The organism is Pseudomonas sp. (assembly GCF_049653025.1).
Lineage (GTDB): Bacteria > Pseudomonadota > Gammaproteobacteria > Pseudomonadales > Pseudomonadaceae > Aquipseudomonas.
The window spans coordinates 41,612-55,175 of record NZ_JBASFM010000018.1; the positions used below are offsets into that span (position 1 = coordinate 41,612).

Consider the following 13,564-nt stretch of genomic DNA (forward strand, 5'->3'; position numbering starts at 1 on the left):
GATGACCATGACCGTGAAAACGCCCTGGTACGAATGCGACAGCCGCTTTATTGCCGCCCATTACCAGCCTGCGGCCTTGATCGACCTGGGCATCAGCCGAGAGATCGACACCCATCGCCTGCTGCGCGGCACCGGCTTGTTCTATGACGACATCCTGGCCGGCCAGGTGCGCATCAGCCCGCAGCAGTTCCTGGAGCTGATCGATAACGCGCAACGCCTGCTGGGGGCCGACGACACCAGCTTTCTCTTCGGCCAACGCTTGCTGCCTGGCCACTACGGCGCGGCCAGCCAGGCGCTGCAGCAGGCCGGCAACCTGCAACAGGCGCTGGAACTGCTGATCGAGATGCGCGCGCTGTTCAGCCCGCTGCTGGCCCCCCGCTTGCTGCTCGACGAGCAGCATGCCTACCTCTACTGGGTCGACAGCAGCGGTGCCGGGCCGCACTGGCGTTTTCTGGTCGAGGCCTGCATGACGGCGGTGGTGGCGATGGCCCGCTGGCTGTCCGGGCAACCGCTGCCGTGGCGCTTCCACTTCGCCCACCCGCAGCCGCGCTATGTCGAACAGTACTGGGTGCACCTGGGCGAAGACCTGCACTTCGACAGCCAGCTGGACATGCTGCGCCTGCCCCGCGAATTTATGACCGCCGCCTGGCCCAACGCCGCACACACCGCCGGTGCGGTAGCGCGCCAGGAAGCCGCGCGGCAGCTGCTCGGCCTGGGTTTCCAGGCCAGCCTGCTGGATCGTTTGTACGCCTGGTTACAAGCCAACGTGCGCCAGTCCCCCAGCCTGGAACAGGCCGCGCAGGCCTTCGAAATGAGCCCAGCGACCTTCAAACGCAAACTGCAGAAACACGGTACGCACTACCAGGAGCAGCATGACCGGGTGCGCAAGCATGTGGCGCTCTACCTGTACCGCATCAAGGCGTACAGCAATGAGGAAATCGCCGAGTTCCTGAGCTTCCACGACGCAACCAACTTCCGCCGTTCATTCAAGCGTTGGACCGGGTTATCACCGAGCGCGCTGCGCCAGTTATTCGAAGCGCGCTAAGCCACAGCCGTTTAACGCGGCTGCAGCAACAGGGCAAACAGCTCGGCGTGGCTGCTGACGTTCAGCTTGTTGTAGAGGTTGCGCCGATGCACCTTCACCGTTTCCGGGGAAATGCCCAGGCGCTGGGCGATGGTCTTGCTGGAGAAGCCCTGCAGAATCAGCCGCGCGGTTTCGGTTTCCCGTTCTGTCAGACGTGCATCCAGGCTGTCCAGCAACGCCAGCAAATCCCCCGCTGCGGGGGCGACCTTGCCCTCCGGCGGCAGCAGCTCTGCATGCCGGCGCATGGCCGCCAACACCCAATCGCGCACGCACAGCAAACGGCCCTGCTCTTCTGCACTGAAGGCCGTGTCGCGCCCCAGTGACAACCCCAGCACCACGCCGTCGAGGGTGCAAAAGAACTGCAATTCACCCATGCCGATCACCGGGCGGAAGTAGCTCAAGTAGTACTCGCTATGCTGAAACTGATCCGGCGCGACTGATTCGAGGCTGTGCAGGCCATCGGCGATACCGCTGCAGGCGGCCTGGTAGAAGGGATCGAGCAGGTACATGCCGGCGCAGTAATCGGCCAGCCCCTCACGCTCATCACCGCCGGCGCGGAACTCAAAGTCAGCCAGCAATGTCGGCACCCGCCCGGTCTGCATCAGGGTCACCAGGGCATTGTCCAGCGGCACCAGCAGGCGCAGGGCGTCCACCAGGCTGCGCCAGAAACCGTCCTGACCAACGGCGGCGAACATCCGCGCCAGGCTCTGGTGCATAGGCAACTCTTTCAGCAAGGCGTCCACTGACTACCCCTTTCGCGTAACCCTTGATGGGAATTGGTCTGGCCCCGGCGCGGCACTAGCCTGAGACCTTCTGAAATAACCGGCCTGCAGCAGGCCAGGAGTGCCGCATCATGCGTCGTCAGCACGCGTATCTCAACCTTGGAATCGGCCTTGGCATTGGCCTCTGTCTGTCGGCGTCGATGGCAACCGCAGCAGCGGCTGCGCCGACCGTGCATGTGTACAACTGGTACGACTATATCGGCCCCACCACCCTGGCCGACTTCAAGCGCGACCTGGGCATCACGCCGATTTACGACACCTTTGACAGCGCCGAAGCGCTGGAGAGCAAGCTGCTCACCGGCGGCACAGGTTACGACGTGGTGGTGGCGAGTAACTTCAGCCTGCCCAACCTGATCAAGGCCGGCGTGCTCGAACCGCTGGACCCAGCCAAGCTGCCCAACCTCAAGCATCTTGACCCCGAGTTGCAGGCCAAGCTGGCCAGCAATGATCCCGGCAACCGCTATGCCGTGCCCTATATGTGGGGTACCAACGGCATCGGCTACAACGTCGACAAGGTTCGCGCGGTTCTCGGCGAAAACGCCCCGGTGGACTCCTGGGACCTGCTGTTCAAGGAAGCCAACCTGGCCAAGCTCAGCCAGTGCGGCGTCGCCCTGCTCGACTCGCCGGCCGAGATTCTGCCGATTGTGCTGAATTACCTGGGCCTGCCGCCCAACAGCACGGACCCGGCGCACTACCAGCAAGCCGAGGCGCTGCTGCTCAAGCTGCGCCCGCATATCGCCTATTTCAACTCGTCGAAGTTCATCACCGACCTGTCCAACGGCGATATCTGTGTCGCTGTCGGTTGGGCCGGCGGCATGCTCGACGCCAAGGCCAGCGCTGAGGAAACCAACAACGGCGTGCGCATCGAATACAGCCTGCCCAAGGAAGGCGCGCCGGTGTGGTTCGACACCCTGGTGCTGCTCAAGGACGCGCCGCATCCCGAACAGGGCTGGGCCTTTATCGACTACCTGCTGCGCCCGGAAGTGGTCGCGCCGATTACCGACTACCTGCGCTACCCCAACGGCAACCGCAGCGCCACGGCCCTGCTCAAGCCGGTAACCCGCAATAACCCAGCGGTTTATCCACCGGCAGATGCCATGGCCAGATTGTTCAGCCTGGAACCCCTGCCGATGAAGGCCGAACGCATCCGTACCCGGGTTTGGAGCAAGGTCAAGAGCGGCCAATAAGAAGCTGTCTACGATCTGCTGCGCGTCGGCCATACCGCGTCAAAACCGGCCTCTGGATGCTCATTTACAGCTCGTAAACTCCGCTCCCTCGGCCAGTTTTTCCTCGTCTGGCTCTAGCTCGCGAGATCGTAAACAGCTTCTTGACCTACTCACAGCCCCATGAATTTTCCTGATAACACCCTGACAATGAGAAAGACCATGAAACAACGTGCTCGCGATCTGCATATCCAATTCGGCCAACTGCAGCCTGGCCCACTCAATGCCATCACCGATGTACCCGGCGTGCGCGTCGGCCACTGCGACATACGTGGGCGCAGCGCTGCGGGCCGCGATATCAACACCGGGGTCACGGTGATCGAACCGCGCGCCGGTTCCACCACCGAGCAGCCGTGCTTTGCCGGCGTGCATATCCTCAACGGCAATGGCGACGCCACGGGCCTGGAATGGATTCGCGAAGCCGGCCTGCTGACCAGCCCGATTGCCTTTACCAATACTCACAGCATCGGCGTGGTGCGCGACGCGCTGATCGCCCTGGACCGGCAGAAGCAGCCCGCTGATGGGCGCTTGTACTGGAATATGCCGGTGGTGCTGGAAACCTTCGACGGCCTACTGAATGACATCAACGGCTTCCATGTGCGCCCCGAGCATGTCGCCGAGGCGCTGGAATGCGCCAAGAGCGGCCCGGTGGCCGAAGGCGCGGTAGGCGGCGGCAGCGGCATGATCTGCCACGAGTACAAGGGCGGCATCGGCACCGCATCGCGGTGCCTAAGCGCGGCACAAGGCGGCTGGACCGTAGGCGCCATCGTGCAGGCCAACCACGGCACCCGCCGCGAACTGCGCGTGGATGGCTACCCGGTCGGCCGTTATATGGAAAAAGCCACGTCGCCGTTCCTGCGCGCCGACCTGCCGCATCCCGGCATGGGTTCGATCGTGGTTTGCCTGGCCACCGACGCACCGCTGCTGCCGCACCAGTGCACACGCCTGGCCCAGCGCGCCAGCATCGGCATCGCCCGCACCGGTGGCGGTAACGAAGATTGCAGCGGCGATATCTTTATCGCCTTCTCCACCGGCAACCAGCAGATTGAGGCCACCGCCTACGAGCGCAAAGGTGCGTTCACCTGCGACGGCCTGCGCATGGTCAACAATGACCATATCGGCGACCTGTTTCTCGCCGCCTCGGAGGCCGTGGAGGAAGCCATTATCAATGCGCTGCTGGCGGCCAATACGATGGAAGGCAATGGTCATAAGGTGCAGGGACTGGATAGCGAAACCCTGCTCGAAGCCCTGAGTAAAGCCGGCTGGCCGGGCGCGCAATAAACCACCGCGTTAACACTGATGGCGGGCTGCGAGATGGGCAGCCCGCCGCACGCCTAAGGAGCGCTTGTGAAGATCGAACTGATGCAACTGGCCGGTCGCGATGGCGACACCGCCTACAACCTGGAGCGTACGCTGCAGGCCATCGCCAGCTGCGCGGACGATGCTGACCTACTGGTGTTTCCGGAAACCCAGCTGACCGGCTTCGTCAACGCCACGCAACTCGCCGCAGTTGCCGAACCGCTCAATGGCCCCAGCCTGCAAGCGGTGCAACGCGCCGCCCGCGAGCGCAACGTCGCCGTGGTGCTGGGCCTGGCCGAGAACGACAACGGCACCTTCTACAACACCTCGGTGCTGGTGACGCCGGACGGCATCGCACTGAGCTACCGCAAGACCCACCTGTGGCCCGATGAGCGCGGGCTGTTTGTGCCGGGTGATCGCTTTACCACGGTGCTGTGGCGCGGTGTGCGCGTCGGCCTGCTGATCTGCTACGACATCGAGCTGCCGGAGACAGCACGCGCACTGGGCCAGCTGGGTGCCGAGCTGATCCTGGTCACCAACGGCAATATGGACCCCTACGGCCCTGTGCACCGCACCGCGATCATGGCCCGCGCCCAGGAAAACCAGGCGTTTGCCGTGATGGTCAACCGCGCGGGAACTGGCGATAACGACCTGGTATTCGCCGGCGGCAGCGCCGTGGTCGACCCGTTTGGGCGGGTGCTGTACGAAGCCGACCGCGACGAATGTCGGCAGCTGGTCAGCCTGGATCTCGATCAGCTGCAAGCCGCCCGCCGTGATTACCACTACCTCAGCGACCGCCGCCTGCAGCTGACGGGCGAGCAGATCGAACACGCCGACGGCCGCCGCGAACTGCTGATTCCCTGAGCCATTCCGAGTGCCGAGACAATGCCCCTGTTGCGCTGGCCATTCGCCTGCGGCACCCACCCCAAATGCAGCCGCCGCTGCGGTCGGCAGGACACGACGTGGCGATCTGCACTAAGCCCGTCAACCAGCACTAAAGGAGACGCGCTTACTCTTCACTTGCGCCTACAGTGTGTAATTGCAGGTCGCGTTCTCAACGGATGCGCCCCCCGATCAGCACATTGCCCAAGAGCCTCGCCATGCTTGCCGACCACCTTGCCCGCCTCCCGCGCCTGGAACTGGTGCCCACTGCCACACCGCTGGAGAAGCTCGAGCGCCTGTCGCATCACCTCGGCCGGGAGGTGTTCGTCAAACGCGACGACATCACGCCCTTCGCCCTTGGGGGCAACAAGGTGCGCAAGCTCGAATACCTGGCGGCCGACGCCTTGGCCCAGGGCGCGGACACCCTGATTACCGCCGGTGCCATTCAGTCCAACCATGTACGCCAGACGGCGGCGATAGCGGCGCGCCTCGGCCTGGGTTGCCTGGCGCTGCTGGAAAACCCCATCGACAGCCATGACCGCAACTACCTGAGCAATGGCAACCGCCTGCTGCTCGACCTGTTTGCCGCCGAGGTGGAACTGGTGGCGAATCTAGACAACGCCGACCAGTTGCTGGCAGAGGCTGCCGAACGCCTGCGCGCGGCAGGCAAACGTCCTTACGTGGTACCGATTGGCGGCTCGAATGCCTTGGGTGCCCTGGGTTATGTGCGCGCCGGGCTGGAGCTGGCGCAGCAAATCAAACACAGCGGCCAGCCGTTCGCCGCCGTGGTGCTGGCATCGGGCAGCGCCGGCACCCACAGCGGCCTGGCGCTGGCCTTGGAGTACGCCTTGCCCGGCACGCGGGTGGTGGGCGTCACCGTGTCGCGTCCGGATGCCACCCAGCGGCCCAAGGTCGAGGGCTTGCTGCAGCGCACGGCCGAGCTGCTCGACATAGCCGTACCGGCGACGCTGCGTATCGAATTGTGGGATCAATACTTTGCCCCGCGTTATGGCGAAGCCAATGCCGCGACGCTGGCGGCGATTGCCTTACTGGCGCGCCATGAAGGCTTGCTGCTTGACCCGGTCTACACCGGCAAGGCCTTCGCCGGCCTGCTGGATGGCCTCGCCAAGCAGGCGTTCGCCGGCAACGGACCGCTACTGTTCCTGCACACCGGTGGCTCTCCGGCGCTTTTCGCCTACCATTCAGCGACGGCAATCTAGATGCTTTGCATATCCACAAAAGATCTATGCAAATAATTTATTAGTATTTTATTGCATATAAAAACGTCTCTAGAGTGGGGCCACTTCCCACTGCACTGCGAGGATTACCTGATGCACATCACTCAATTGCGTCGCCACTTCACTGCCGTCGGCCTGAGTCTGGCACTGGCCGCTGGCTGGGTCGGGCAGAGCCTCGCCGCCGATGACCTGCTGCAACAGATCCAGCAGCGTGGCGCGATCAAGGTCGGCCTCGAAGGCACTTACCCACCGTTCAATTTCCAGGATGAGAACGGCAAACTCAGCGGTTTCGAAGTGGAATTCGCCGAAGCCCTGGCCAAAGAGCTGGGGGTCAAGGCCGAGTTCCAGCCGACCAAGTGGGACGGAATTCTCGCCGCCCTGGAGTCCAGCCGCCTGGACGTGGTGATCAACCAGGTGACCATCTCCGAAGAGCGCAAGAAGAAGTACGACTTCTCCACGCCCTACACCGTCTCCGGCATTCAGGTGCTGACCCGCAAGGGCCAGGAAAGCCAGTTCAACAAACCGGCGGACCTGAGCGGCAAGAAGGTTGGCGTGGTGCTCGGCACCAACTACGAACAATGGCTGAAAGACAACGTGCCTGGGGCCGATATCCGCACTTACGACGATGACGCCACACGCAACCAGGACATCCGCGTCGGTCGTCTCGATGCGATCCTCGGCGACCGCCTCGCGGCGTTCGAGCTGATCGCCAAAACCGGCGACAGCCTGGCGGTGGCCGGCGCGCCATTCGCCCCGCAGGCAGCCGGCATCGCCCTGCGCAAAGGCGACCCGCAATTGCTTGCGGCCCTCGACAAGGCCATCGCCAAACTGCGTGCTGACGGCACCCTGCAGGCGATTTCGCAAAAGTGGTTCAAGGCTGACGTGACCCAATGATCGAAGCAAGCCTGCAGCTTGCGCTGGACTCCGCGCCCTTTCTGCTCAAGGGCGCGCTCTATACGGTGGTACTGAGCCTCGGCGGGATGTTCTTCGGCCTCCTGCTGGGCTTTGTCCTCGCCCTCACCCAGCTGTACGCCGTCGCCCCGCTGCGCTGGCTGGTGCGCCTCTATATATCGTTCTTTCGCGGCACCCCACTGCTGGTGCAGCTGTTTATGATCTATTACGGCCTGCCGCAACTGGGTATCCAATTGGATCCACTACCGGCCGCCTTGATCGGCTTTGCGCTGAACATGGCCGCCTATGTCTCGGAGATCCTGCGCGCAGCCATCGCCTCGATCGACCGTGGCCAGTGGGAAGCCTCCGCCAGCATCGGCATGAACCGCGCGCAGACGCTGTACCGCACCATCCTGCCGCAGGCAGCACGCACCGCCCTGCCGCCACTGGGCAACAGCTTTATCTCGCTGGTCAAGGACACCGCGCTGGCCGCTACCATCCAGGTGCCCGAGCTGTTCCGCCAGGCGCAGCTGATTACCGCGCGCACCTTCGAAATCTTCACCATGTACCTCGCCGCCGCGCTGATCTACTGGGTACTGGCCAGCGTCCTGGCGCACCTGCAAGGTCGCCTGGAAGCGCGGGTCAACCGACATGAACAGGATCCAGCATGATCAGCGTGCGCAACCTGACAAAATCGTTCAACGGCCAGGCGGTGCTCAAGGGCATCGACCTGAGCATTGCGCCCGGTGAGGTGGTGGCGATCATCGGCCCCAGCGGCTCGGGCAAGACCACCCTGCTGCGTTGCCTGAACCTGCTGGAAACGCCCAGCGGCGGTAGCATTCGCGTCGGCAGCATCGAGATCGACGCCGACCGCCCGCTCAAACAGCAGCAGGCATTGGTGCGCAAGCTGCGCCAGCATGTCGGCTTCGTCTTCCAGAGTTTCAACCTGTTCCCGCACCGCACCGCGCTGGAGAACGTCATCGAAGGCCCAGTGGTGGTGAAGAAGGAGGCGCGCGCCGCGGCCATTGCCCGTGGCCGCGCGCTGTTGGCCAAGGTGGGCCTGGCCGGTAAGGAGGATGCCTACCCGAAGCGCCTCTCCGGCGGCCAGCAACAACGAGTAGCCATCGCCCGCGCCCTGGCCATGGAGCCGGATGTGATCCTCTTCGATGAGCCGACCTCGGCCCTCGACCCTGAACTGGTCGGCGAAGTACTCGCCACCATCCGTGGCCTGGCCGAAGAACAGCGCACCCTGGTCATCGTCACCCATGAAATGAGCTTCGCCCGCGACGTGGCCAACCGCGCGATCTTTATCGACCAGGGCGTGATCGTCGAACAGGACGACGCCAAACAACTGTTCAGCGCCCCCCGCGAGCCACGTACCCGGCAGTTCCTCAGCAAATTTCTCGGCGAAGGCATGCTCGACGCGGATTAACCCGTGCCATGCACTTGGCGAGAGATAAGCACGGGCGGCGATAAAGTCAGTGCTTTGGCCTGGCTGGCGAAACATTAACGCCAGCCAGCATTACCCGCCCAGAATTGCCTACTCTGGGCGGCACCTCAGCCGCCTTGGCCCCGATACCGAAACGGCTCATGCCGAGCTTTCAGTAGCAGCGCACAGCCTAAATGGAATCCGGTTTCTCTCGCAGGCGAATCACCGCGCCAGTGCACGCTATGCAGGCCAATATGTAGCAGACAAAGATCAACGTAGCGGTGATCAGCCCATAGATAAACAAAGCTCTCGACTCAACCTTATTCGCTAAATTTTGCTCTCTCATTTCGTCCATAAGCTGCACACGGGCCTGCGCAACCTGTTCGTTTGCTTCACAGCGCACCTCCTTGTAGATGCGCTCAACTTCGTCTGAAAAACGTTGGCCTAAAACAGTTGCTGCCAGATCCTCACGTGCAACCTTGCTGGCAGCCTTTTCTAACTCACTGGTAAAAAGACAACCATCCCGTAAAGACAGGCTGTGATCAGCAGTTTTCGCCAGCTGGGTTTGAATAGCTCCAGGATCATCCCTTTCCCCTAACAGTGTTGAGTGGCTTCGACACTTTTTCGACAGTGACCGAATGCCAGAAACGAAAAAACCCCTGACTTCGCTAGGAAAATCAGGGGTTTAGGTACTGCAATATGGCGGGGAAATAGGGATTCGAACCCTAGGTGCTATCGCTAACACAACGGATTTCGAATCCGTCCCGTTCGGCCACTCCGGCATCTCCCCGTGGCGGCGCGCATCATAACAGCTGAATTGCGTTTGGCGAACCCCAGTTGGCAAATTTTTCACATGCTTTCAGGTGCTTGCGATCAAAGGCGGTGCGCTCTGGCTAAACGCCAACCTCTAGAACGAAGCCGTTGCACATAAAAAAGGAGCACCGAAGCGCCCCTTTTCCATGCCAACAGGCTTTAGACAGTCAAGCGGGTCAATGCTTCGCGGTATTTGTCTGCGGTCTTCTGGGCCACGTCAGCGGGGACGGCCGGTGCAGGAGGCTCTTTATTCCAGCCGGTGGACTCCAGCCAGTCACGCACGAACTGCTTGTCGAAGCTCGGTGGGTTGCTGCCTTCGGCGTAGCTGTCAGCTGGCCAGAAGCGGCTGGAGTCGGGGGTCAGCGCCTCATCCATCAGGGTCAGGGTGCCGTCTTCATCGAGGCCGAATTCGAACTTGGTGTCGGCGATGATGATGCCGCGAGTCGCTGCGTATTCCACTGCGGCGCTGTACAGGGCGATAGCGGTGTCACGCACCTTGGCCGCCAATTCCGCACCGATGACCGCCTCGCACTGGGCGAAGGAGATATTTTCGTCGTGGTCGCCAACGGCGGCTTTGGTCGACGGGGTGAAGATCGGCTGTGGCAGCTTGGCCGCTTCCTTCAGCCCAGCAGGCAGTTGAATGCCGCAGACGGTGCCGCTCTTCTGGTATTCCTTCCAGCCAGAACCGACGATATAGCCGCGCACGATGGCTTCCACCGCAACCGGCTTGAGGCGCTTGGCGACGACCGCACGGCCTTCGACCAGCGGCAGCTCGGCGGCCGGCACCACATCTTCGACCTTGTCACCCGTGAAGTGGTTGGGCACCAGGTCCTTGAGCTTGTCGAACCAGAAGTTGGAGATGGCGGTGAGAATCTTGCCCTTGTCCGGAATCGGCTCGTTGAGGATCACGTCGAAGGCCGAGAGGCGATCGGTGGCGACCATCAGCATGCGCTTTTCATCGATCTCGTAGAGGTCGCGGACTTTGCCCGAGTAGATTTTCTTCAGGCTGAGGGTGGTGGCTGTGCTCATGTCGGAATTTCCGCCTTTGGTAAACAAAACAGGCGAAACCCACCGGGTTTCGCCTATTGGTATTACAGGTGCAGCAGTTGCCTGCTGTCAGCCAAGGTTTTCCTGGATCAGGTCCAGCACCTTGCGCGCCACATCGGCCGGGGCAATGGTGTTGAGGTCTTTTTCCACGGTGACCTGCACGCTTTCACCCACGGTAGTCAGGCGTACCTGATAACGCTCGGCGCGGGCGTCGATCTCTTCCTTGCTCGGCTCGCTGCCGAACACCTTGCCGAAGAAGCCGGGCTTGTCTTCAGGCTTCTTCGCTGTCTCGGCCAGGTTGATGTAGTACACGCCCAGGCTGCGGTTGATGTCGTCGATGCGCACGTCAGCCATTTCCAGCGAGCGGCCAACACCGGACCAGGCGCGGTCGAAATCGGCACCCAGGCTCAGCACCGGATTGCCGTTGCCGTCTTCCGACAAGCTGACGCGGTTAGGTGCATCGTAATCACGCGCGGCCAGCAGGGACACCGAGCCGCCCTGCTCGGCGCTGCGTGCCAGGGTCACGAGCATTTCGTCGAGCAGCGCGGCATCCAGGCTGGCATTGCTGCTGCGATTGGTGAAGGCAACATCGGCGGTGCTACCGGCTGGACGCTCGGCACTGACCACGAAGATTTCGCTGGTATTGCGTTGCACGCCTGGCTCGATGCGCACTCGCACGCGGGTTTCGGCATCTGGACTCACACCGGAGACGCGGCTGCTCAGGCGACGCGCCATGGATTCGGACAGGGCATCGAAGCGCTGCCAGGCAGTGCTGAACTCACCGGTCTGCGGACGCTCTTCGGCAATCTGAAAACCATTGTCGGCGAAGAACTGACGCGCCACCGGCCAGACTTCGGCCGGTACACGCTGCGCCACAACCCAGCGCGATTCGCCGCTCTTCTGCAGGCTGAACTCGCTGGCATCAGCGGTTACCGCCAGGGCCTGCGGACGCGGCACGATAAATTCGCCGCTATCTGTGGTGGTCGCGACCTGCTGCGGCACCGGCAGCAGCGGGTCGATGCGCTTGGCGTCAACATTGGGCGGCATCTGCATTGGAGCAGTCTGACGGGCTTCAAGGTAATCGCTGCCGCGGTCACGGAAATAGCCGTCTTCACCATAGATCCAGCCGCAGCCGCTGGTTTGGGTGATGATCAGGGCAAGGGCAGAGAGTCCGGCGAGTCGCTTCATGCGCAAAATTTCCTCAATTAAACCAATACGCCGGACTGGCGCAGGGCCTGACGCAGCGGGTCATGACAACGTGGGCTGAGCCAGGTCAATGGCAGACGGATACCGTCCGGCATCAAGCCCATTTCATGCAGAGCCCATTTCACCGGGATCGGGTTGGATTCGATAAACAGCGCCTTGTGCAGCGGCATCAGGCGGTCATTGATCGCGCGGGCGATGGCCGCATCACCGCGCATGGCAGCGGCGCAGAGGTCGCTCATGGCGCGTGGGGCGACGTTGGCGGTTACCGAGATATTGCCCTTGCCGCCCATCAGCATCAGCTCGACGGCGGTGGCGTCATCACCGGAATAGACCAGGAAATCCTTGCTCACGCGGTCCAGCACTTCCTGGCCGCGCTGCAGGTCGCCAGTGGCTTCCTTGATGCCGATGATGTTGTCGATCTTGGCCAGGCGCTCGACGGTCTCAGGCAGCATGTCGCAGACCGTACGGCCCGGCACGTTGTAGAGAATCTGCGGGATGGCCACCGACTCGGCGATGTGGCGGAAGTGCAGGTACAGGCCTTCCTGAGTCGGCTTGTTGTAGTAAGGCGTAACCAGCAGGCAGGCATCGGCTCCGACGTCTTTGGCGGCGCGGGTCAGCTCAACCGACTCACGGGTGGAGTTGCCACCGGTGCCGGCGATCACCGGGATACGCCCGGCGACCTGATCGACCACGCGGCGGATCACTTCAACATGCTCACCCACGTCAAGCGTGGCGGACTCACCTGTGGTGCCGACCGCGACGATGGCGTTGGTGCCCTCTTGCAGGTGGAAATCCACCAGTTTGCTCAGGCCGTCCCAATCAAGACCACCTTGTGCATCCATGGGCGTAACCAGTGCCACCATACTGCCCGCAATCATGCAACCGCTCCTGCCGGAAAAAGAGAGCCGTAATGGTACTGGGGCCACCTGCCTTGCACAAGCGAAGTACCTCAGCTACGCGTATACAATCTTTATTACCCAAACGCGGCGCATTCCTCACCGACCATCCCCGCGAGCATTCCCCTTGGCGGCGCTTTTCGCTACCCTTCTGCATCTATTCGGCGCTGCTTGTACAAGCCGACCGCTTATCGTTTAGGAAGGCTGCATGTCCACCCCCCTAGTTCGCGAACAATTCCTGCTTATCAGCGCCCTTGGCCCCAACGCCATGGAGCTGACCAACGTGCTCTGCCGCACCAGTCACGAAAACCGTTGCGCCGTGGTCAGCACGCGCCTGAGCCGACACGGCGAATACAGCGCCCTGGTGCTGCAGATTTCCGGCAGCTGGGACGCCCTGGCGCGCCTGGAATCGAGCCTGCCGGCGCTGGCCAAGAAGCACAGTTTCTCGGTCAACGTGATCCGCAGCGCCGCCTCGGAAAACCGCCCGCAAGCACTGCCGTATGTGGCGTATGTCAGCTCGGCGTATCGCCCGGACATCCTCAATGAGCTGTGCCAGTTCTTTATCGACCATCATGTCGAGCTGGAAAACCTCACTTGCGACACCTACCAGGCTCCGCAGACCGGCGGCACCATGCTCAATGCCACCCTGACCGTGACCCTGCCGGCCGGCACCCAGATCAGCTGGCTGCGCGATCAGTTCCTCGACTTCGCCGATGCCCTGAACCTGGATGCGCTGATTGAACCCTGGCGCCCACAAACCCCATAAGGAGCGGT

Annotated in this window: 13 protein-coding genes and 1 tRNA gene; 9 read left to right on the forward strand and 5 right to left on the reverse strand. The window is 62.4% G+C overall.

The window, feature by feature from the left end:
* The first annotated feature begins 7 nt into the window (after window positions 1-7).
* Window positions 8-1,045, forward strand: a complete 1,038-nt coding sequence (locus WBK23_RS15400) for an AraC family transcriptional regulator ligand-binding domain-containing protein (RefSeq protein WP_424484813.1) — start codon at window positions 8-10, stop codon at window positions 1,043-1,045.
* An 11-nt stretch (window positions 1,046-1,056) separates the two neighbouring features.
* Here the strand turns inward: WBK23_RS15400 and WBK23_RS15405 are convergent, their stop codons facing one another.
* The gene (locus tag WBK23_RS15405) at window positions 1,057-1,827 is read right to left on the reverse strand and encodes a helix-turn-helix domain-containing protein (protein WP_424484814.1); all 771 of its coding nucleotides are present in this window, start codon (window positions 1,825-1,827) and stop codon (window positions 1,057-1,059) included.
* A 110-nt stretch (window positions 1,828-1,937) separates the two neighbouring features.
* Between WBK23_RS15405 and WBK23_RS15410 the strand changes: the two genes are divergently transcribed.
* From WBK23_RS15410 to tcyN, 7 genes are all read left to right on the forward strand, one after another.
* Window positions 1,938-3,053: a polyamine ABC transporter substrate-binding protein gene (locus WBK23_RS15410; RefSeq protein WP_424484815.1), complete on the forward strand. Its 1,116-nt coding sequence runs from the start codon at window positions 1,938-1,940 to the stop codon at window positions 3,051-3,053.
* Between the two features lie 198 nt (window positions 3,054-3,251).
* On the forward strand, window positions 3,252-4,370 hold the full coding sequence (locus WBK23_RS15415) for a P1 family peptidase (RefSeq protein WP_424484816.1): 1,119 nt from the start codon (window positions 3,252-3,254) through the stop codon (window positions 4,368-4,370).
* A 66-nt stretch (window positions 4,371-4,436) separates the two neighbouring features.
* On the forward strand, window positions 4,437-5,252 hold the full coding sequence (locus tag WBK23_RS15420; protein WP_424484817.1) for a carbon-nitrogen hydrolase family protein: 816 nt from the start codon (window positions 4,437-4,439) through the stop codon (window positions 5,250-5,252).
* 236 nt (window positions 5,253-5,488) lie between these two features.
* Window positions 5,489-6,490: a D-cysteine desulfhydrase gene (locus tag WBK23_RS15425; RefSeq protein WP_424484818.1), complete on the forward strand. Its 1,002-nt coding sequence runs from the start codon at window positions 5,489-5,491 to the stop codon at window positions 6,488-6,490.
* A gap of 111 nt (window positions 6,491-6,601) precedes the next feature.
* Window positions 6,602-7,402 carry a cystine ABC transporter substrate-binding protein gene (gene tcyJ, locus WBK23_RS15430; RefSeq protein WP_424484819.1) on the forward strand — a complete coding sequence of 267 codons (801 nt, stop codon included), beginning with the start codon at window positions 6,602-6,604 and terminating at the stop codon, window positions 7,400-7,402.
* Window positions 7,399-8,070, forward strand: coding sequence for a cystine ABC transporter permease (gene tcyL / locus WBK23_RS15435; RefSeq protein ID WP_424484820.1), 672 nt, complete (start codon window positions 7,399-7,401; stop codon window positions 8,068-8,070). Before tcyJ ends, tcyL begins: the two co-directional genes overlap by 4 nt.
* Complete coding sequence (gene tcyN, locus WBK23_RS15440; RefSeq protein WP_424484821.1) at window positions 8,067-8,831, forward strand: L-cystine ABC transporter ATP-binding protein TcyN; 765 nt, start codon at window positions 8,067-8,069, stop codon at window positions 8,829-8,831. The genes tcyL and tcyN overlap by 4 nt, the downstream gene beginning before the upstream one ends.
* 697 nt (window positions 8,832-9,528) lie before the next feature.
* Here tcyN and WBK23_RS15445 read toward each other — a convergent pair.
* The 4 genes from WBK23_RS15445 to dapA form a co-directional block, all read right to left on the reverse strand.
* Window positions 9,529-9,618: transfer RNA gene (locus WBK23_RS15445), tRNA-Ser, on the reverse strand.
* A gap of 182 nt (window positions 9,619-9,800) precedes the next feature.
* A complete protein-coding gene (locus tag WBK23_RS15450; RefSeq protein ID WP_424484822.1) occupies window positions 9,801-10,670 on the reverse strand; it encodes a phosphoribosylaminoimidazolesuccinocarboxamide synthase in 870 nt (289 codons plus the stop codon).
* Window positions 10,671-10,757: 87 nt separating this feature from the next.
* A complete protein-coding gene (gene bamC, locus WBK23_RS15455) occupies window positions 10,758-11,876 on the reverse strand; it encodes an outer membrane protein assembly factor BamC (RefSeq protein WP_424484823.1) in 1,119 nt (372 codons plus the stop codon).
* 17 nt (window positions 11,877-11,893) lie between these two features.
* Entirely contained in the window at window positions 11,894-12,772 is an 879-nt protein-coding gene (gene dapA / locus WBK23_RS15460; protein WP_424484824.1) for a 4-hydroxy-tetrahydrodipicolinate synthase, read from the reverse strand.
* 226 nt (window positions 12,773-12,998) lie between these two features.
* Between dapA and WBK23_RS15465 the strand changes: the two genes are divergently transcribed.
* Window positions 12,999-13,556 (forward strand): glycine cleavage system protein R, encoded by a 558-nt coding sequence (locus WBK23_RS15465; protein WP_424484825.1) that lies wholly within the window; start codon window positions 12,999-13,001, stop codon window positions 13,554-13,556.
* Window positions 13,557-13,564 lie beyond the last annotated feature (8 nt).

What these genes read in the sequence shown, in the direction of transcription:
- WBK23_RS15400 (WP_424484813.1), top strand. Translation starts at nt 8, where the DNA reads ATGACCGTGAAAACGCCCTGGTACGAATGCGACAGCCGCTTTATTGCC.
- WBK23_RS15410 (WP_424484815.1), top strand. Translation starts at nt 1,938, where the DNA reads ATGCGTCGTCAGCACGCGTATCTCAACCTTGGAATCGGCCTTGGCATT.
- WBK23_RS15415 (WP_424484816.1), top strand. Translation starts at nt 3,252, where the DNA reads ATGAAACAACGTGCTCGCGATCTGCATATCCAATTCGGCCAACTGCAG.
- WBK23_RS15425 (WP_424484818.1), top strand. Translation starts at nt 5,489, where the DNA reads ATGCTTGCCGACCACCTTGCCCGCCTCCCGCGCCTGGAACTGGTGCCC.
- tcyJ (WP_424484819.1), top strand. Translation starts at nt 6,602, where the DNA reads ATGCACATCACTCAATTGCGTCGCCACTTCACTGCCGTCGGCCTGAGT.
- tcyL (WP_424484820.1), top strand. Translation starts at nt 7,399, where the DNA reads ATGATCGAAGCAAGCCTGCAGCTTGCGCTGGACTCCGCGCCCTTTCTG.
- tcyN (WP_424484821.1), top strand. Translation starts at nt 8,067, where the DNA reads ATGATCAGCGTGCGCAACCTGACAAAATCGTTCAACGGCCAGGCGGTG.
- WBK23_RS15450 (WP_424484822.1), bottom strand. Translation starts at nt 10,670, where the DNA reads ATGAGCACAGCCACCACCCTCAGCCTGAAGAAAATCTACTCGGGCAAA.
- bamC (WP_424484823.1), bottom strand. Translation starts at nt 11,876, where the DNA reads ATGAAGCGACTCGCCGGACTCTCTGCCCTTGCCCTGATCATCACCCAA.
- dapA (WP_424484824.1), bottom strand. Translation starts at nt 12,772, where the DNA reads ATGATTGCGGGCAGTATGGTGGCACTGGTTACGCCCATGGATGCACAA.
- WBK23_RS15465 (WP_424484825.1), top strand. Translation starts at nt 12,999, where the DNA reads ATGTCCACCCCCCTAGTTCGCGAACAATTCCTGCTTATCAGCGCCCTT.